The 17,906-nt window shown below is 63.2% G+C and carries 16 protein-coding genes and 2 pseudogenes; 3 read left to right on the plus strand and 15 right to left on the minus strand.

The features are described from left to right. Window positions 1-335: 335 nt before the first annotated feature. The 11 genes and pseudogenes from PVV74_RS06990 to PVV74_RS07040 form a co-directional block, all read right to left on the minus strand. Window positions 336-641 (minus strand): annotated as a pseudogene (locus tag PVV74_RS06990) (IS6 family transposase); the annotation flags it as partial. Window positions 642-776: 135 nt separating this feature from the next. Further along, window positions 777-1,769, minus strand: a complete 993-nt coding sequence (locus PVV74_RS06995; protein WP_274592720.1) for an NAD(P)H-quinone oxidoreductase — start codon at window positions 1,767-1,769, stop codon at window positions 777-779. Between the two features lie 9 nt (window positions 1,770-1,778). Beyond that, window positions 1,779-3,155 carry a hypothetical protein gene (locus tag PVV74_RS07000; RefSeq protein ID WP_274592721.1) on the minus strand — a complete coding sequence of 459 codons (1,377 nt, stop codon included), beginning with the start codon at window positions 3,153-3,155 and terminating at the stop codon, window positions 1,779-1,781. Further along, the gene (locus PVV74_RS07005) at window positions 3,148-3,975 is read right to left on the minus strand and encodes an SDR family NAD(P)-dependent oxidoreductase (protein WP_274592722.1); all 828 of its coding nucleotides are present in this window, start codon (window positions 3,973-3,975) and stop codon (window positions 3,148-3,150) included. Before PVV74_RS07005 ends, PVV74_RS07000 begins: the two co-directional genes overlap by 8 nt. Continuing rightward, on the minus strand, window positions 3,972-5,477 hold the full coding sequence (locus PVV74_RS07010; protein ID WP_274592723.1) for a tripartite tricarboxylate transporter permease: 1,506 nt from the start codon (window positions 5,475-5,477) through the stop codon (window positions 3,972-3,974). The genes PVV74_RS07005 and PVV74_RS07010 overlap by 4 nt, the downstream gene beginning before the upstream one ends. A gap of 3 nt (window positions 5,478-5,480) precedes the next feature. Continuing rightward, window positions 5,481-6,002 carry a tripartite tricarboxylate transporter TctB family protein gene (locus PVV74_RS07015; protein ID WP_103763665.1) on the minus strand — a complete coding sequence of 174 codons (522 nt, stop codon included), beginning with the start codon at window positions 6,000-6,002 and terminating at the stop codon, window positions 5,481-5,483. Window positions 6,003-6,075: 73 nt separating this feature from the next. Next, window positions 6,076-7,059 (minus strand): Bug family tripartite tricarboxylate transporter substrate binding protein, encoded by a 984-nt coding sequence (locus PVV74_RS07020; RefSeq protein ID WP_274592724.1) that lies wholly within the window; start codon window positions 7,057-7,059, stop codon window positions 6,076-6,078. 56 nt (window positions 7,060-7,115) lie between these two features. After that, window positions 7,116-7,829 carry an SDR family NAD(P)-dependent oxidoreductase gene (locus PVV74_RS07025; RefSeq protein ID WP_274592725.1) on the minus strand — a complete coding sequence of 238 codons (714 nt, stop codon included), beginning with the start codon at window positions 7,827-7,829 and terminating at the stop codon, window positions 7,116-7,118. Then, the gene (locus tag PVV74_RS07030) at window positions 7,826-8,596 is read right to left on the minus strand and encodes a citryl-CoA lyase (RefSeq protein WP_103763668.1); all 771 of its coding nucleotides are present in this window, start codon (window positions 8,594-8,596) and stop codon (window positions 7,826-7,828) included. Before PVV74_RS07030 ends, PVV74_RS07025 begins: the two co-directional genes overlap by 4 nt. Before the next feature lie 3 nt (window positions 8,597-8,599). Next, window positions 8,600-10,123, minus strand: coding sequence for a class I adenylate-forming enzyme family protein (locus tag PVV74_RS07035; protein WP_274592726.1), 1,524 nt, complete (start codon window positions 10,121-10,123; stop codon window positions 8,600-8,602). Between the two features lie 12 nt (window positions 10,124-10,135). After that, complete coding sequence (locus PVV74_RS07040; protein WP_103763670.1) at window positions 10,136-10,957, minus strand: IclR family transcriptional regulator; 822 nt, start codon at window positions 10,955-10,957, stop codon at window positions 10,136-10,138. A 174-nt stretch (window positions 10,958-11,131) separates the two neighbouring features. On the opposite strand from PVV74_RS07040, the gene PVV74_RS07045 reads away from it, so the two are divergent. After that, window positions 11,132-11,629, plus strand: coding sequence for a hypothetical protein (locus PVV74_RS07045; protein ID WP_274592727.1), 498 nt, complete (start codon window positions 11,132-11,134; stop codon window positions 11,627-11,629). Between the two features lie 93 nt (window positions 11,630-11,722). Further along, on the plus strand, window positions 11,723-12,904 hold the full coding sequence (locus tag PVV74_RS07050; RefSeq protein WP_274592728.1) for an HPP family protein: 1,182 nt from the start codon (window positions 11,723-11,725) through the stop codon (window positions 12,902-12,904). A gap of 123 nt (window positions 12,905-13,027) precedes the next feature. Here PVV74_RS07050 and minE read toward each other — a convergent pair whose 3' ends face one another. From minE to PVV74_RS07070, 4 genes and pseudogenes are all read right to left on the minus strand, one after another. Further along, window positions 13,028-13,312, minus strand: coding sequence for a cell division topological specificity factor MinE (gene minE / locus PVV74_RS07055; RefSeq protein WP_103762542.1), 285 nt, complete (start codon window positions 13,310-13,312; stop codon window positions 13,028-13,030). After that, window positions 13,309-14,157 carry a septum site-determining protein MinD gene (gene minD / locus PVV74_RS07060; RefSeq protein WP_103762543.1) on the minus strand — a complete coding sequence of 283 codons (849 nt, stop codon included), beginning with the start codon at window positions 14,155-14,157 and terminating at the stop codon, window positions 13,309-13,311. The genes minE and minD overlap by 4 nt, the downstream gene beginning before the upstream one ends. Further along, window positions 14,154-14,903: a septum site-determining protein MinC gene (gene minC, locus PVV74_RS07065; protein WP_274592729.1), complete on the minus strand. Its 750-nt coding sequence runs from the start codon at window positions 14,901-14,903 to the stop codon at window positions 14,154-14,156. Before minC ends, minD begins: the two co-directional genes overlap by 4 nt. A gap of 381 nt (window positions 14,904-15,284) precedes the next feature. Next, window positions 15,285-15,584, minus strand: a pseudogene (locus PVV74_RS07070) (helix-turn-helix domain-containing protein); the annotation flags it as partial. A gap of 320 nt (window positions 15,585-15,904) precedes the next feature. Here PVV74_RS07070 and PVV74_RS07075 point away from each other — a divergent pair. Then, on the plus strand, window positions 15,905-17,896 hold the full coding sequence (locus tag PVV74_RS07075) for a TonB-dependent receptor domain-containing protein (RefSeq protein WP_274592730.1): 1,992 nt from the start codon (window positions 15,905-15,907) through the stop codon (window positions 17,894-17,896). The last annotated feature ends 10 nt before the right edge of the window (window positions 17,897-17,906 follow it).

Here is a 17,906-nt window from a genome sequence, read left to right on the forward strand (position 1 = left end):
TACTCCACATGCGCGACCTCGTCCGTGCATTGGTGCCGCGGGTCGCGAGCGATGCAAGTGGTGAATGGATGCTAGAAAAGTGAAGACGCCGCTGCCTGGATTCATTCAAGTGTTTGAAGACCGGTCGCGAAATCATCAGATTGTTGGCAATGCTCTCTGCCAGAACACAGTGATTGGTATGAGCGGCCTTGCCAACTTATTTGGATCTGCCCGAATGCGGCCTGACCCACGCCCGCCAGGTGGTCATTTCAAGTGTGTAGGCGCTCCAAAGATCGAGGGCATCAGCTCTGCTGTGGCGATAGGATTTGGCGGTGAGACGACGGCGGCGCGGACGCAAGATCGAGTATGTTCCCATTCGCGTCAACTGCCCGCCAGAGCCAGAACTTCACGTCATTGATCGGAACAACGACTTCATCCAAGTGCCATTTGTCGCAAATGCCAGGCCTGTCGCGCTTGATACAATCGGCAAAATGAGGGCCAAACCGGTTCATCCAGTTCCGGACGGTTTCCCGGCTGACCATCACGCCGCGTTCGGCAAGAAGATCCTTGTCATCCGCCGTGCTGAGCGCAAAACGATGGTACGTCCAGACCTTATAGGCGAAGATCTCGCGTGGAAAACGGTGGCCTTTCAGCCCGGGCATTGTGCAAGGAGTTTTCCTACCTGATGCTTTTGCGAAAGCCAACGAGCAAACAAGTTGGTAATGCCCGCGGCCCTGATCCCGCCCGACCTGATGATCCGCCGCACCAGCGGCCCGCCGCAGGACGGTGCCTGACCGTCAGCGCACCGACAGGACGATCTTGCCCACATGACCGCCGTCCTCGAGTTCGGCATGGGCGTCGGCGGCGCGGGCCAGAGGATGGACGGAGTTGATGACCGGTTTGATCTTGCCCTGTTCCAGGAGGGGCCAGACCCGGGCCAGAAGGTCGGCGGCGATCAGGCCCTTTTCCTGTGGGGATTGTGGGCGCAGTGTGCTGCCGCACAGGGTCTGGCGCTTGCGGATCATGCCTTCGATGTCGATCTGGGTCTTGCCGCCACCAAGGAAGGCGATGATGACCAGTCGCCCTGCCACGGCGAGCGAGGCGAGATTGCGGTTGAGGTAATCGGCGCAAATCATGTCGAGGATGACATCGACGCCGCGCCCGTCGGTGAGATGGGCGATCTCTTCCTCGAACCGTGCGGAACGATAGTTGATGGCTTCTGTAGCGCCGAGGTCGCGGCAGGCCTGGCATTTCTCGTCCGTGCCGGCGGTGGTATAGACGGTGGCGCCTATGGCGCGCGCGATCTGGATCGCCGTGGTGCCGATACCGCTGGCGCCGCCGTGGATCAGGACAGTCTCGCCCTCGGCGAGGCGCCCGATGCGGAAGAGATTGGTCCAGACGGTGAAATAGGTTTCGGGCAGGGCTGCAGCCTCGACCGCCGAAAGACCGGCAGGCCACGGCAGGACCTGGGGGGCGGGCGCGACGCAGTATTCGGCATAGCCGCCGCCTGCGACCAGCGCGACGACCTTGTCGCCCTCGGCAAAGGACAGCACGTCGTCGCCGCAGGACACGACTTCGCCCGCCACTTCGAGCCCCAGCACCTCGGTCACGCCGGGGGGCGGGGGATAGCCGCCCTGGCGCTGGCGCAGGTCGGGGCGGTTGAAGCCCGCGGCCTCGACACGGATCAGCACTTCGCCCGGCCCCGGCGCCGGTATGGGGACATCGCGGGGCTCGAGTACGTCCGGACCGCCCGGGCGGGTTGCGAAGACAGCTTGCATGTTCTGGGTCATATGTACGTCCTAACCTTGCAGGGATATGTAGGAACCGGCGGCGCAGAACAGGCCCAGCACCGCCAGTGACAGGACCGTCAGCCGGATGTTGTGCCGGCGCAGAAGCGGGCCGGGAGCCACCTGCATAATGCGGGTGGTGATGAGCACGTTGGCAGTGAACGGCGTGGAGGCGGCGGTGATGCCCCAGCCGATGATCGCCGCCAGCGCCAGCCACAGCAGGGCCGCTTCGGGCACCAGCGGGTGCAGAAGGCCAAGGAGGATGCTTGCCGAGACGATCGGGTTCAGCGCCGATACGCCGCCCAGCACCATACCCATGGGCACGAGCGCGATGAGGACCGGCGCTAGAGCATCGGGCGGAACGGGCAGGTCGCCGTCGAAGCTGGAGACGAACCACGCGATAACGGCGCCGAGAAAGCCCGCGCAGGACACGATGACGATCTCGTTGGCGCCGCTTGACGCGGTGGCGGCAAGTTCGTCGTGCAGGCCGGGAGCGCTGCCTGAAGTGACCTGGATCATCCACCAGGCCAGCGAAAAGATCAACACGGCCAGCAGAACGGACGCGGGCATTGACAGATCCGCGAACCGGTTCAGGGCGAAGGCCACCGCCACGAGAAGGGCGACACGTGCCACCACCCGCAGAAGAATCAGCTGTTCGGAGCGCGTGGGCATGACCGGCGTGGCCGTCGCCGGCCCGGACGCGGGAACGGGACCTTTGCGCGTCATGTAGCCGGCGGCAAGGTAAAGCGCGGCGGCGGCCAGACCGTAGGGCAGGACCTCGAAATAGTTGATCTCGGGCAGGATCGACAGAGTGACGATGGTCGAGAGCGCGAGCGGCGACCACATCGGCATGGCGCCGAAGCCGCGCAGCATCGACAGGGTCACATCCTCGACCGCGTTCTGGCGTTCCAGCTTGTCACGGGTCTGGGCCAGCAGCGTGGCCATCAGGCTGGCCGCGCCGAAATTCAGAAAGATCGCGAAGATATGCGTGCCCAGTGAAACGAAGAGATAGCGCGCGCCGCGCGGACGGCTGGCGACCACGACGGCGGCACTGCGGATGTCGGGCGCGCGCGAGGCGGCGCGGCTGAGCATGCCGAGCGCGACCAGGAAGGCCGACAGGAAGGTGACGCGCGATAGTGCCCCGGCCTCGTCCAGCCAGCCCGCGACAAGGCCCCAGATGACCAGCATGACGACGAGGCTGCCGATGATCCATGCTGGCCGGTTGAGGGCCTGCCGATTGAGCAGGGCCAGCGCCATGAGCGCCGCCACTGCTGGGATTTCAGGCACCGGTGCGAAGATGGCCGCAGTCCCCGTGCCCAACAGGTACAGGGCCAGCCCCGCATTGAGGACGAACCGCGACCGGCCCGACGGGGGTGGGCGGTCAGGCATCCATCGCCTGCCGGATGCTGGCCGACAGGCCGCCGTCGACCACCAGCTGGGTGCCGGTGATGTAGCCCGCCTTGTCGGAGGCGAGGAAAGTTGCGGCCTCGGCGATGTCCCAGGCGCTGCCCATGCGGCCCATGGGGCATTGCGCGGCGCGGGTAGCGCGCATCTGAGCTTCGGTCCGGTCCCCATAGCTGTTGGCCAGTGTCACGCCGATGCGGGGCGTGTCGATCAGCCCCGCGATGATGGAATTGACGCGGATGCCATTGGGCGCAAGCTCGACCGCGAGGGACCGCACGAACTGGTTCGCGCCGGCCTTGGTGGCGGAATAGGCAAGGTGGGGATAGCCCACGTGCCGGATCGAGGCGATGGAGGACGTGACCGTTATGACCCCGCCGCCCTGCGCGCGCATCATCGGGATCGCCGCCTGTGCGGCCACGTGCAGCGAGGTCAGATTGGCGTCGCTGATGCGGCGCCAGTCTGCGGGGGTGGTGGCCTCGGACGGGCCGCTTTTGCCCAGGCCCACGTTGCAGTTCAGGATGTCCAGACGGCCATGTTTGGCCTCGATGCCAGAGATCAAGCCGGTGACGCTGTCGTCGTCAAGGACATCGACGCGGGCCGCCTCGGCGCGACCGCTCTCGTCGGCGATCAGGCCCACGGTTTCCTCGGCCGACGCAAGATCGTTGTCGGCGGCGATGACATTGGCACCCTCGCGGGCGAGGCTGATCGCGATGGCCCGGCCGATGCCGATGCCCGACGCGATGGACCCCGCGCCGATCACCAGCGCGATGCGGCCCTCAAGACCTTTGTCTGCGCCCTCGCTCATGCCGCACCCGATTTGCGCAGCGCGCTGCGCTTGGCGCGGGTGGCGCGCAGCTCGCGACGGACGCCGACATAGGCCGACAGGACGGTGATGACGATGAAGATCCAGCAGATCGGACTGCGGAAGAAGATCGTCACGTCCTCGGAAATGAGGAACGACCGGCGCAGGTTGTCCTCGAAGAGCGGGCCGAGGATAAAGCCCATGAGGAAGGGCGCCGCGGCCATGTCGATCTTCATCATGATATAGCCCAGCACGCCGAAGGCCAGCATCACGCCCACGTCGAACATCTGGCTTTGCACGGCATAGCTGCCGAACACGCAGAACATGAGCACGATGGGCAGAAGGATGTGGCGGGGAATGTCGGCGATGCGCGAGAAATAGCGGATCGCGAGTTTGCCCGATCCCAGAAGGACGACCGAGCTGAGCATGATGCCGATGAAGATGGCATAGATGATGCTGATGTTGTCCTGGAACATCAGGGGCCCCGGGGTGAGGCCCTGAAGCATGAAGGCGCCGAGGATCACCGCCGTCACCACGTCACCGGGAATGCCGAGCGCAAGCAGGGGAATGAGCGTGGCGCCAGCGACACCGTTATTGCCCGCCTCCGATGCGGCGACGCCTTCGATATTGCCCTTTCCGAAGGTTTCGGGAGACTTCGAGGTGCGGCGTGCCTCGCCGTAGGAGAGGAAAGCGGCGGCGGTGGCCCCGGCACCGGGGATGGTGCCGATGATGACGCCGATGAAGCTGCCTCGCACGATGGTGACGAGGCTGGATTTCAGCTCGGCCAGGCTGACGCGGCTCTTGTCGGCGGTCTTGACCGTGAAAGGCGCGACCTTGCGCATGTAGAAGTCGATCACCTCGGGCAGGGCGAAGAGGCCGATCAGCAGGGGGATGTAGCTGACCCCGCCCATCAGGTTGAAGTTGTCGAAGGTGAAGCGTTGCGTGCCATAGACGAGGTCCAGCCCGATGGTGGATGTGAGAAGGCCCAACAGGCCGGAAATCAGCCCCTTGGTCAGGGACGACCCCGAGATCGAGATCACTACGGTCAGCGAGAAGCAGATCAGCCAGAAATATTCAGGCGGGCCGAAGGCAAGGGCAAGGCCGGCGATCAGGCTGGCGAAGAAGATAAGCGACAGATTGGACAGGAAGTCGGCGATGCACGAAGCGTAGAGCGCCATGTTGAGCGCCTTGCCCGCCTGGCCCTGCTGGGCTAGCGGATAGCCATCCAGCAGGGTGCAGGCGGCCGCGGGCGTGCCGGGCGCGCGAATGAGGATCGCGGTGATCGAGCCGCCGAAGACGCCGCCCTTGTAGACTCCGACCAGCAGCAGGATGCCGGTGACGGGATCGAGATTGAAGGTGAAGGGCAGGGCGAGCGCCACGGCCATGGTCGCGGTCAGGCCGGGGATTGCGCCCACGGTTACACCGAGGCACACGCCGGCGGTGATCGCCAGCAGGTTGGCCAGCGTGAAGAACATCTCGAAGCCGGTGGCAATATTCTCTATCATGGATCACATCCAGTCTTCGAAAAGGCCCATGGGCAGGGGCACCTGCGCGATGTGGGCGAAAAACAGATAGACCAGCACCGGCACGGCGATGCCGACGCCTAAGAGGATAAGCGGGCGGCGCTCGCCGCCGATGGCCATCAATGCGATGGTCACAATGATGGCGGTGAGCGGCATTCCCAGCCGCTCGGGCATCAGAAGGTAGAGCGCCAGCAGGCCGACAAGCAGCAGCAAGCGGGATTTCCAGCGCGGATGTGTCCCGAGCGAGGCGTCGTCCTCGCCGGGGATATGCGCGGCAAAGATCGCTTCCAGAAAGTGGATCAGGGCGAAGAGGCCCACGCTGATCGTCAGAACGTAAGGCAGGAAGACGGGTGACAGCGGCAGGTGTTTGACCGACGCCGGTCTGGTGACGCCGTTCGGGATGACGACGAAGGCGAAAACCAAGGCGGCCAGGATCGTGAGCACCGCGAAGATGATTTCGCGGCGGCGGCCCCTGCGGGCGTCGGTGTCGGTATCTGTTTCGCTCATGGCTGGCCCTCCTCCATGCCGCCCTTGACGGGTGGCGGCCCCGGCGGGCCGCCACCTGGTAATTGTCGAAAGATTACTCGACTGTTACGCCGGCCTCGTCGACGACCGCCTTCCAGCTGGAAAGCTCGCCCTCGATGTAGGCGGCGAAATCGTCGGGGCTGCCGCCCTCGATCTGGCCGCCGCGGGTGTCGGCGAATTTCTTGAAGCTGTCGCTTGCAAGGACTTCGCCCATCGCGTCGTTCAAGGTGGCGACGACCGCGTCATCGGTGCCCGCAGGGGCCATCAGGCCGAACCATGAACGCGCGGCGAACCCTTCAAGCTCTTCAATGCCCAGCTCGTCCAGGGTCGGCACATCCTCGAGGTGCTCGGAACGCTCCGGCGTAGTGACTGCCAGCGCGCGCAGGGCGCCCGACTCGATATGCGGCATGGCCGAGGGCAGGTTGTCGAACATCACGTCCACGTCGCCTGACAGCAGAGCCGGCACGGCCTCGCCACTGCCGCGGAACGGCACGTGAGTCATGTCGGCGCCGGTGCTGGCCTTGAACATCTCGCCCGAGAGGTGGATCGAGCTGCCCACGCCCGAGGACCCGAAGGTCATGTTCTCGGATTTCGCGGCTTCGAGGAATTCTTCGGCCGACTGGTAGGGGCTGTCCTCGTTGACCACCATGACGTTGGGGATCGACATGATCAACTTGATCGGTGCGAAATCCTCGACCGGATCATATTGCAGGTTCTTGTAGACAGCGGGCGCGATGCCGTGCGACGACACCTGCCCCATGAAGAGCGTGTAGCCATCGGGTCGGGCGTTGGCCGCCTGGGTGGTGCCCAGAGTGGCGCCGGCACCGGGGCGGTTTTCGACCGTCACCGTCTCGTCCAGCACCTTGCTGAGGCCGTCGGCGACCTGGCGGGCCAGAACATCGGTTGCGCCGCCGGCGCTGTAGGGCACGATCAGCGTGATGCGCTTGGTCGGGTAGTCCTGCGCCATGGCAGAGCCGCCGAAGGCCAGCATGGCAGTGGCGCTGACGGCGCCGATCATGGTTCTACGGTTGAGTTTCATCTTGGTCTCCTCCTTTGATGAAATGCCTTTTCTTTCAGTCTGGTCCGGATTCTTCTTCAGACGGATCCGATGGTCATGCCTCCGCAGACGTAAAGGACCTGTCCGGTCACGAACCCCGCCCTCTCCGAACAGAAGAACGACACGGCGTCGGCCACGTCCTCGGGGGTTCCGGTGCGTTTCATGGGCACCGTCGCGATGATCTTTTCGGTGCGCGGGTCGCCCGGAGGGTTCACCTTGTTGAACAGCTCGGTGGCGATGGGGCCGGGGCCGAGCGCGTTGACGGTGATGCCGTGCTGGCCCAGTTCGAGCGCCCATGTCTTGGTCATGCCGTGCAGACCGGCCTTGGTGGCCGAATAGGCAGTGCGCAGCTCCTTGCCCAGCGCAACGCGGCTCGAGATGTTGACGACCCGGCCCAGCCGTGCCTCCTTCATCGATGGCAGGGCGGCCTGCAGGCACACGAGAGGCGCGCGCAAGTTGACCGCAGCCACCTTGTCGAGGGAATAGGGATCGGTCGAGGCGACATCCGCAGGTTCTACGATGCCGGCATTGTTCACCAACCGCGTCACGCGCCGCCCGTCGCAGAATTTCTCCAGCGCGGTGCGGGTGGCCTCGACATCCGACAGGTCGAGTTCGAGCACCTCGTCGGCGTGGTCATGCTCAGGCGCGATGCGGTCCACGACGGCGATGCGCAGCCCGTCGGCCTTGAGCCGCTCTGCAATCGCCGCGCCGATGCCGCGCGCGCCGCCGGTGACGATAGCGAAGTCGCTCATGCGTCGTCCTCGAACGGCATGGCCTTGTCGATTGTTTCCCAGATGAAGCGACCGGAGGGTTTCTGCTGCTCTTCGGCGATATGCGCCACGAGGCCCGCGGCGCGGGAGATGATGGCGAAACCGCGCATCAGTTCCACGGGGATGTCCATGTCGCCCAGAAGCGCGGCGGTGGCGCCGGTGGCGTTGATGGTGATGTGGCGGTCGAACTCGGCGTCGACGGCGGCGGACAGGGTTTTCAGCGCGCGCAGGTAGCGCGGGTTTTCGGATGCGGTCTCGCCGATCTCCAGCAGCTTCAACGCGCGGGGATCATCCGGGCGGTGAAGATGGTGACCGAAGCCGGGCAGGTGAGCCTTGCGGGCGCGGTGTTCGCGCACAATTTCGGACGCGCGGGTGGCCTGTGCGTCGGCGTCGAGATCGACCAGTTCCGAGAGCAGGCGGGCGTTGTTCTCGATTGTGCCGACAAACTGGCTGCCGACGGCCAGAAGCCCGGCCGCGACGGCGCCCTGCAAATTTTCGGGCGCGGACATGTAGATCGACCGGGTGGTGATGGCGCTGGGGGTCAGCCCGTGTTCCATCATCACGATCAGGATCGCGTTCATCACGCGTTTCTGGCTGGGGCTGACCGGGCGGTTCAGGATGTGCTGCATCATCACGGTGACGAAATCGCTGTCATCGGTCAGCAGTTCGTCCACCAAGTTGCTGTTGCGATAGAAAATCTCGGTGTCGGTGTAACGGCACAGGGATGTCGTGGGCGCTGGTTTGGACATGGGTCAGCCTTTCTGAAATGCGTCGGCGTGCGCGGTGGCGTGCTCTTCCGCAAGTTGGTTTTTCTGAAGCTTACCGATTGCGTTGCGCGGCAGGCTGTCACGGAAATTGACGGATTTGGGCGTCTGGACGGGGCCGAGACGCTCGCGGATGAAGGCGATGATCTCGTCTCCGGTGACGGCCTTGGCATCCCGCACCTGAACGGCCGCATGAACCGCCTCGCCCCACTTGTCGTCAGGCACGCCGTAGACGGCGCAGTCAATGATCTCGGGGTGTTCGCCCATGACGGTTTCCACATCCGCCGGGTAGACATTGAAGCCGCCGGTGATGATCATCTCCTTGGCGCGGCCCCGGATGAAGAGATAGCCGTCCTCGTCCTTCTGGCCGAGGTCGCCGGTGTGGAGCCAGCCATCGGCCAGCGTCTTCGCGGTGACCTCCGGCTGGTCCCAGTAGCCGGTCATCAAAAGGTCGCCGCGAATGACGATCTCGCCGGTTTCGCCCACGGACAAGATCTTGCCCGCGTCGTTCATGATCTCGACCCGGCTGAGAAAGGTCTCGCGGCCTACCGAGGCGCGCTTGGCCGGGTCCTTGAGTTCCTCGGCCGAGATCATCGTGGCGATCTGGGGCGCCTCTGTCTGGCCATAGGTCGAGGCAAGGCAGGGGCCGAATATTTCCTGCGCGCGGCCGATCGCGTCGGGGCGCATTGGGCCTGCGCCGTAGATCAGGTTCTTGAGGTGCGCGTAATCGGCATCGCGGACGTTTTCGAGCTCCATCAGCATGTAAAGCACGGTGGGCGGCACGAAGGTCGTGGTGATCCGGGCGTTCTGCAGGAAGTCCAGCGTCTGCTCGGGGCGGGGCCGGTCGAGCAGCACGAGCGTGCCGCCGGTTGCCAGCGTCGGCAGGATATAGGTCGAGGTGCCGTGGGTGATGGGCGCGGCGGCGAGGTAGCGCTGGCCCTCGTCCAGCGACCAGGCGGCGACCTGCGTGGCGATGTTGGTGTTCCAGGCGCGGTAGGGCTGCATCACGCCCTTGGGCAGGCCGGTGGTGCCACCGGTGAACTTGATCGCCTGCGTTGCCGAGAGAGGCAGGTCGGCCTCTGCCGGGGTCTGGCCGGCATGGTCGCGGCAGAGCGCACCCGTGGTGCCATCGCCGCCCTCGGGATCGGAATATAGGAACATGGCCTCGGCACCGGCGAGTTTCGCTGCCGTGTCCTTCTGGACGATGACGATGCTTGTGCGAGTGAAGGAAACGGCGCGGACCAGTTCGGCTGCGGCGTTCATCGGTTGCAACGGCACCCAGATCTTGCCCGCGGCCAGAACGGCCAACCAGCAGACGAGGTGGTCGATCGTGTTGTAGCTGCAAATGCCGACACGGCTGCCGAACTCGGGATCGAGCTTTTGCAACCCGGTTGCCAGCGCCTGCACGCGGGCGTGCAGATTCCGATAGCTGAGCTGCTCGTTGCCGTGTTCGATGGCGATGTGATCGGGCCAGAGCTTGGCTGCGCGGTTGAAGAAGTGGATGGGATACATGCTTGGTCTGCCTTAAGTCTTGAAACCCACGCGCTCGATGGCACGCTTCATTACAGCTACGATTTCCTTGCGATGCTTGGGGCCGAGATGGGACTTCAGTGCCGCGACCGATATCGCTGCCCTGAGCTGTCCCGTCTGGTCGAAGACTGCCACCGCGATGGCCCCGACATCTGGGATGATAATTGATCCGTTGATCAGCCAGCGGTGTTCGCGCCAGTGCTGCACCATGCGCCTCACTTCGGCCGCGTTGAGCTCGCCATAGCGGCTGAAGGTGTCGCTGCTGGCGGCGATCAGCCGGTCGCACTGTTTTTCTGGCAGGGCGGCGAGGATCGCGGCGCTGCCGGCACCCACGCCAAGCGGACGCCGGGCCCCGACGCGCAAGGTGTTGGCACAGAGCGCATAGGTATCACCCGACGCGTCGATGCAGAGCGCCTCGTCGTTGAAGGGTACGGAGAGAAAGGTGGTCTCGCCCGTAACGGTCGCGATCTCGTTCAATGCCGGACGTAACTCCATGCGAACGGGGTCAAACTGGCGCGGGGAGCCGGGGGCGCCGGCGAGATTGAAGATGCCGATGCCCAGCGTGTAAATCTTGGAGTAGGGGTCGAAGCTCAGAAGTCCGCCGTCCACGAGCCCTTGCAGAAGCCTGCGCGCCGTCGCCGTCGTCAGGTTCGCCTTCCGTGCCACCGCCGACAGGGTGACGCCGCTCTCGTTGCGTTCCGCCACGATGGGCAACAGGCGGATCGCCTTGGCAAGCGAGGTCTCCGCGACGCGGTCCGGCTTGTGACCCGCAGTTTGGCCCGTGTCTTGTTCGGTATCCTGGCCCGTTCCAGTCAATTGTGTCTCCCTCCCAGAAGATCCCGTCGTGAGACAGGGAATCTGCTGGGAATGTCGTGATGTCACACCTCGCTGTCGAGTCAAATTTGATCGATATATGAAATTTTCTTTTCAACATGCGAAATACAAAAGTGCAGGTTGTTGATTAAAATATGTTTTGCGTATTAAATTTTTTTGAACCTGCTCAAACGGAAGACGATGGTCATTCATTTGGGGTTTGTTACAACTTGTCTGCTAGACTCCTGCCAGAGGCGCAGTTTCCGCGGGTGGATTGCCAAGGGCTTTGTCCTGTTGTTTTACCGCGATGATACCAAGACCGGCGCCATCAGCGCAGGCGGCTTTCACCGCATCGAGCTTGCGGATATCAGCGTGGCCCGACCGGATCTGTCCTTACGCGCGGAGATCGGGTTCGAGCCGGAACCGGGGTTCCCGGGTTTTCCCAGTCCGTTCCTGACGGTCAATATCGGCTGGCTGGGGTTGCAGCATTTGCTGGTGCGCCGTGGCTGCGGCTATTTCCCGGAGAGGCTGATCGAGCGACACATCCGGACGGGCGACTTGCAAACGGTGGCGCGCGCGCCGGGTTTCGACCTTCCCGCCTGGGTGCTTATCCGCGAGGAGCGCGACTTTGACGTGATCGACCCGATCCTCGAGCAGGTTCGTGCGTTCAGATGATATGAAGGCCGGATTGACGGTTCGGTCAGTTGCGTTGTTGAATCTGCGGCACTGTGATGAAAGTTTGTGCATATCTTGCCGGGAGGCGTGTCGTTGCACATTCTGAAATCACTTGGCCCTGCGGTTGCGCGTGTTTCCGGCGTCGAGGCCTTACGGGCAGGGCTTGGTGCCCTGATCGGGCTCGGGCTGACCGGACTGTTCGTGCTGTCGCCGACTGTCGACCTGGAACTGGGGCTGTACCTTGTCGCCCCCTTCGGCGCCACGTCCGTTCTGTTGTTCGCGATCCCGAACAGCCCGCTCGCGCAACCCTGGTCCGCGATTGTCGGCAATACGATAGCAGCACTGGTCGGAGTCGCCGTTTGCCTATGGGTCGACGATCCCGCCCTGAGGGTCGGCCTTGCCGTGGGACTGGCCGTAACCGCGACGATGCTGTGTCGCGCCGTCCACCCGCCAGCGGGTGCGGTGGCCATGACGGCGGTCCTGTCGCCCGATGCCATCGCGCATCTGGGGTTCTGGTTCGCGATTGCGCCGATTGGCGTGGGTACCGTGGCGCTTGTGGTTCTTGCGACGATCTATGCGCGATTGACGGGGCGGCACTACCCGTTTCGGCAGTTCGATGACCCAAGCCAGCACGGGACTGGCGACCGAAATCCGACTGAACGGCTAGGGCTGTCCGAGGAAGAACTGACAAACATCCTGGAGCGCTACAGCCAGTCCTTCAACCTAGGGGTCGAGGACCTGGCGCGCCTGATCGGGGCAGCGGAGATGCAGGCCGCGGCACATCACTCCGTTCCGGTGACGGCGCAGGACATCATGTCTCGGGACCTTGTCACGATCCGCCCCGAAACGCCGCTGAGCGATGTCGCGGACCTGTTCCGGCAGCATCGTTTCACGTCCCTTCCTGTCGTCGAGCAGGGCGAGAAGTTCCTTGGAGTCATCTTCCAGATCCACTTGATCCGCCAGGCAAGAGAGGATGCCTTGCGTCTTGACCGCGGATACGCAGCCGCCTTGCGACGCCTGCTGGACCGAAGCCGCGAAAATCCGACAAAGGCCGGGGATATCATGAGTGTCGCCGGTCCCCGTGCGATGGCCGATACTCCCATCGGGGCGTTGCTGCCGATGATGGCCGACGGAGGGACGGATGCTGTGCCCGTCATCGAATACGGCCGGATAATCGGCATTGTCACAAGAACGGATCTGATTGCTGCGCTTGCTCGGAGCGCAGCGCGTATCGGCGGGGCGGTGCACTCCGAGCGGCCCCGCGATGAGACCTGAAGCGACATCGATACACAACCGACATTCGCCTTGGGCTGTTCACTGCGAGCGTTTCCGTCTGATCGTTGGTGCATGGCCGGCGCTGGAGCAACGGGCGTGTAAGGCCTGGACGGAGCCGTGCCCTCAGGTCTTCGAGTCCGATCCGGGCTTTTTGTCAGCGGGAATCTCGACATTGATCTCGAGGCTTGAGATGTCCCTGCTCCGGTCCATCCGGACGTCGACATCTTCGATCTCGATATCGACGTATTTCCGGACCGCCTGCACGATGTCCCGCTGAAGGTCCGGCAGGTAGTCCGGTGTGCCGGAGCCACGGCTGCGTTCATGCGCAAGCAGGATCTGAAGGCGATCCTTGGCCGTCTGTGCCGACTTCGCACGGCGCGATCCGAGATTGAGGCCGAAAAGGTTCATGCCGACCGTCCAAACAGCCGGTGAAAGATCCCCGGGCGACGCTCGCCCGCGATCCGCATCTCCACCTCCTGGCCGGTTAGCCGCGCAACCGCGTCCTCGTAGGAACGGGACGCAGCCGATGGTTCGTCCAGTATGACGGGCGTGCCGATATTCGACGCGCGCAGAACAGCCTGACTTTCGGGAATGATGCCCAGCAAGGGCACTGCCAAGATTTCCAGCACGTCCTCGACCGTCATCATCTCGCCGTTCTCTATCCGCGTCCGGTCGTGGCGTGTCAGCAGGACCTGTGCCTTGACGGGTTCGGAGCCTTCGGTTTCCGCGCGCCGCGTCTGGCTGCTCAGCAGGCCAAGTACGCGATCACTGTCTCGCACGGAAGAGACCTCGGGATTGGTCACGACCACGGCCTCGTCGGCGAAATACATCGCGAGCTGCGCACCGCGTTCGATTCCGGCAGGGCTGTCGCAGATGATGTAGTCGAACTCCTGCTTCAGTTCGTTTAACACTGTCTCGACCCCCTCCTTCGTCAGGGCGTCCTTGTCGCGCGTCTGCGAGGTGGGCAGGATGGAGAGATTTTCCAACCGCTTGTCACGGATCAGCGCCTGCTTGAGCCGCGCATCACCCTGGATGACGTTGATGAAGTCGAACACCACGCGGCGTTCGCAACCCATGGTCATGTCGAGGTTACGAAGGCCGACGTCGAAGTCGATCACGACGGTCTTGTAACCCATCTTGGCCAGGCCGGCCGAGATGGCCGCGGCCGAGGTTGTCTTGCCAACACCGCCCTTGCCCGACGTGATAACGACGACCCGGCCGAAGGGCGGATCTTCCTTCAATTGCTCCGTCATGTGATCGCCTCCATGCATAGTTTCTCGTCTTCGAGGAAAATTTGCGCGCAACGCCCGAGTGCCTCGGGAGCGAGCGTCTCGCTGGTCTGGTAGAGACCGGCGACAGCCACCAGTTCAGCGTCGAGTTTCTGGCAGAAGATGCGCGCTTTCGCGTCGCAATGCGCGCCTGCCATGGCCCGGCCCCTCAAGGTGCCGTAAACATGAATATTGCCACTGGCGACCAGTTCCGCGCCCGATGCCACGGAGCCGACGATGGTCAAGTCACCGCGTTCGGCGACGACCGTTTGGCCGGATCGGACCGGGACGGTAACGATCTTGTTGTCAGGCGGTAGCAACTTCTCGATCCCACGCTTGCGGCGAGCGCCATCATTCGGACCCGGTGCGTCCCGTCCGGCGGCGACGATCGGAATGAGCCCCATGGCCTGCAGGGCCGGTTGATCCACGGGTCCCGCGTTCTGAACACCGAGAACCAGCAGGTTGCGTTCGCGCAGCGCCTTCGTGAGCCCGCGTATCTTGTCGGTCGTGGCGATGCCGGGGGCCTTGGCGAAATCGAGCACCACCGGAGCCTCGGAAAAGAACTGCGGCGTCTGCTGCAACTGTTCGTCCAGTGCCTGGTAAAAGGTGTCGTCAGGCGGAGCACCTTCGAGCCGGATGGCGAGTGCGGTCAGGAACCGACCGCGAATCTGGAATGGCTTGACAATCGCCGGCACGCCTTCGGGCCGGCCCCTGGGGTGGTGGGAAGACACGGTACTGCTCTGCTCCTGCTCTTATCAGCTAGCGACTCGACTCGCTCCATTTTTGCTCTGGCTATAGGGTTGGTCATCGAGTGCCACGCCGAAAATCGGATCAGGGCAGGTTTCAGCGGGATGCCGCTGTCCGCGATCGTCCGCGAGCGGGTCAAATGTCTCGGCGATGCTTGGATGACAATGATGGAATGGAGGGCGCCGGAAACTCGGCGATCTTGTGCTCGCGTATGGCCTTCAGAAGCGAGCGCAATGGGGCAAACCCAGTCACGCTTTTGAAGGTCGGAGTATCGTTATCTTCTTCATCAAGAGGATTCTTTGCGCCAATGTGCTGGTCAATGGGTCGTTGGTCGAGACGCCGGAACGGTCCGCATCCGGATGTTTTTGGATGCCGTGATAGCGCTCCAGGTACCAGACGATCCGTATCGGGCCGAGATGATACTTGCGTCGTCGATAAAGCACCTTGTCCTCACGCTCAGGCGGCGTCCGATTGGCATGCCACTTGGGAATGGGCGGTGCATTGATCAGGCCAGCTTCGCCGCACTCCGCATAGGCTTGACGCCAACGGTAGAAGCTGGATCGACCTGTCCCGAAATAGCGGCAAGTCCTCGCGACGTGACCGGTCTCCTCCAGATGTCGCAGTATCCGCAATTTGCGCTGAATCTCGCGTTGATCTTTAGCCATGAACATCTCCTTCTTCCCAAACTTGGGAGATTAGAGAAAATGTCCCGCGCGTAACGGCATATCTACGACACATCCGCGCCCGGGTAGCCGATCAATTTTGGTGTGTTGGGTGTTCGGCATTGCCATCCGCTTGACTCCAAACGCAATCCATAGGAGAGAACGCGATTATATTCCGGTCGAACTCTTGGCGCGCGTCTGCGATGGCGTGAGATCAGAGCAGAGCCACCGAAAACCAAAGCAAGGTTCTCCCCAGCTATCCAATGAAATGATGCGCGCGCCTTCGCGAGTGAAGCACGTGCGCCGAACGCATGGGACAGCACATGAACCACAAGAAACTTTCCTTCCTCCGTCCGATACCGCATCTCACCCGCGCCCTTGCTCTTTCCAGCGTCGCCCTGCCCGGTATGGCACTTGCGCAGGACGACGGCGCGCATGACCTCGGCACGCTGGTCTTGACCGCCGCCGGGTTCGAGCAGTTGCTGACCGACGCGCCCGCCTCGATCACCGTGATCGACGCCGAAGACTTCGAGGGTCGCTCGGTCGAGACCATCGCCGATCTTCTGCGCGACACCGCCGGTGTCTCGGTCGAAAAGGGCGGCAAACTCGGTGGGGACAACATCACCATTCGCGGCCTTGGCGAGGATTACGTCCTCATGCTGATCGACGGCAAGCCCATCGGGGCCTCCCAGGATGCTTTCTACAACGGGTGGGGCACGGGCCAGCGCAGCGGTTACCTGCCGCCCGCCTCGGCCATCGAACGGATCGAGGTCATCCGTGGCCCGATGTCGTCGCTCTATGGCTCGGCAGCCTCGGGCGGGGTGATCAACGTCATCACCAAGAACGTGCCCGACAAATGGGGGGGCAGTGTCACGTTGGGTTACACCGCGCAGGAAGACAGTGCGAGCGGCGACGGGTATGCCGGACGCTACTATGTCAGCGGACCGATCCTGTCCGACAAGCTGGGGCTCACCTTTTACGGTCAGCGCTTCGAACGGTACCGCGACAGCTTTGCTGGCGGCTACCCGGGCGGCACCCGGGACACCCACGGGGTCAAGCTGGACTGGGGCGTCACGGAAAATCAGGACCTGCAATTCGAGTACAACTACACTTGGCAGGACTTCGAGAACACGACAGAGAATGCACCCGGCAATGTTGGCTCCGTCCAGAACGAACGCCAATACGGCGCCGTTACTCATGAACTGCGTTGGGGCCAGGGCATCCAGACGACAAGCTTCCTGACCCGAGAAATCGTCGACATCACCAATGGAAACCTCGGCTCGCGTTACGAGCAGACCAACTTCAACACCAATACGGTGGTGCCGCTGCAAAGCCACATGCTGACCTTCGGTTTCGACTACAAGGACGAGCGCACGCGGCATGACGCGGGCCGGTTCGCGGGATCGATCGACACCGATCTCGACCGCTGGCACTACGCGGTCTTCGCCGAGGACGAATGGAGCCTTACGCCCGATTTCAACCTTACGCTGGGCCTGCGCTGGGACCGGAACGAGAATTACGGCGATGCGCTCACCCCCCGCCTTTACGGGGTGTATTCGCTGAACGACAACCTAACGCTCAAGGGCGGTGTCAGCGGCGGCTACCTCGTGCCCGAGCTCAAGCAGGCCGATTCCAATATCGTTGAACCGGCCGGACGCGGCGCCGGCTGGGATCGGGGTAACACCGACCTGCAACCCGAGGAAAGCCTCAACTACGAGCTTGGCTTCGTCTATGACGGCGCCGGCGGCATTCAGGCCAGTGTGGTCGCCTTCCATACCGAGTTCCGGGACAAGATCGACCGCGAATTCATCTGCCAGTCGCCCCCGGGCACACTGGCCTGTTCCTACAATGGCCAGACGCGCGAGTGGATCCAGCAATACGTGAACCGTGACAAGGCCGAGCTGCGCGGCATCGAGGCCACGCTCGATTTTCCGGTGGGCGCGGTCGATGTCGGCATGAACTACACCTATTCGGACACCGAGATCACATCGGGGACGGCGGCGGGCCAACCCTTCAGTGACGTGCCGAAGCATATCTTCAACGTCGGGCTCGACTGGCAGGCGACGCAGGATCTGGCCCTCTGGGCCGATGCAACCTATCGCAGCGAAGCGTTCACCAACGGTTTCAGTCGCGGGGCGGGCACCCGCACGCCGCCTTACACCCTGGTCGATATCGGGGCGAACTATGATTTCACTGACAGCGTGCGAGGTCACCTGACCGTCTACAACGCCTTCGACAAGACTATCCAAGACGCGACCTACAACAAGACTCTCGACGGCCGTCACTACTATTTCGGCGTCACCAAAACGTTTTGATTGCGGACCG

The organism is Roseovarius sp. SK2 (assembly GCF_028807495.1).
Lineage (GTDB): Bacteria > Pseudomonadota > Alphaproteobacteria > Rhodobacterales > Rhodobacteraceae > Roseovarius > Roseovarius confluentis.

Excerpts from the sequence above, each read along its gene's own strand:
- PVV74_RS07005 (WP_274592722.1), bottom strand. The coding sequence starts at position 3,975 with ATGAGCGAGGGCGCAGACAAAGGTCTTGAGGGCCGCATCGCGCTGGTG.
- PVV74_RS07075 (WP_274592730.1), top strand. The coding sequence starts at position 15,905 with ATGAACCACAAGAAACTTTCCTTCCTCCGTCCGATACCGCATCTCACC.
- PVV74_RS07000 (WP_274592721.1), bottom strand. The coding sequence starts at position 3,155 with ATGCCTGACCGCCCACCCCCGTCGGGCCGGTCGCGGTTCGTCCTCAAT.
- PVV74_RS07035 (WP_274592726.1), bottom strand. The coding sequence starts at position 10,123 with ATGTATCCCATCCACTTCTTCAACCGCGCAGCCAAGCTCTGGCCCGAT.
- PVV74_RS06995 (WP_274592720.1), bottom strand. The coding sequence starts at position 1,769 with ATGACCCAGAACATGCAAGCTGTCTTCGCAACCCGCCCGGGCGGTCCG.
- minE (WP_103762542.1), bottom strand. The coding sequence starts at position 13,312 with ATGAACCTTTTCGGCCTCAATCTCGGATCGCGCCGTGCGAAGTCGGCA.
- PVV74_RS07030 (WP_103763668.1), bottom strand. The coding sequence starts at position 8,596 with ATGTCCAAACCAGCGCCCACGACATCCCTGTGCCGTTACACCGACACC.
- PVV74_RS07010 (WP_274592723.1), bottom strand. The coding sequence starts at position 5,477 with ATGATAGAGAATATTGCCACCGGCTTCGAGATGTTCTTCACGCTGGCC.
- PVV74_RS07015 (WP_103763665.1), bottom strand. The coding sequence starts at position 6,002 with ATGAGCGAAACAGATACCGACACCGACGCCCGCAGGGGCCGCCGCCGC.
- minD (WP_103762543.1), bottom strand. The coding sequence starts at position 14,157 with ATGACGGAGCAATTGAAGGAAGATCCGCCCTTCGGCCGGGTCGTCGTT.
- PVV74_RS07025 (WP_274592725.1), bottom strand. The coding sequence starts at position 7,829 with ATGAGCGACTTCGCTATCGTCACCGGCGGCGCGCGCGGCATCGGCGCG.
- PVV74_RS07020 (WP_274592724.1), bottom strand. The coding sequence starts at position 7,059 with ATGAAACTCAACCGTAGAACCATGATCGGCGCCGTCAGCGCCACTGCC.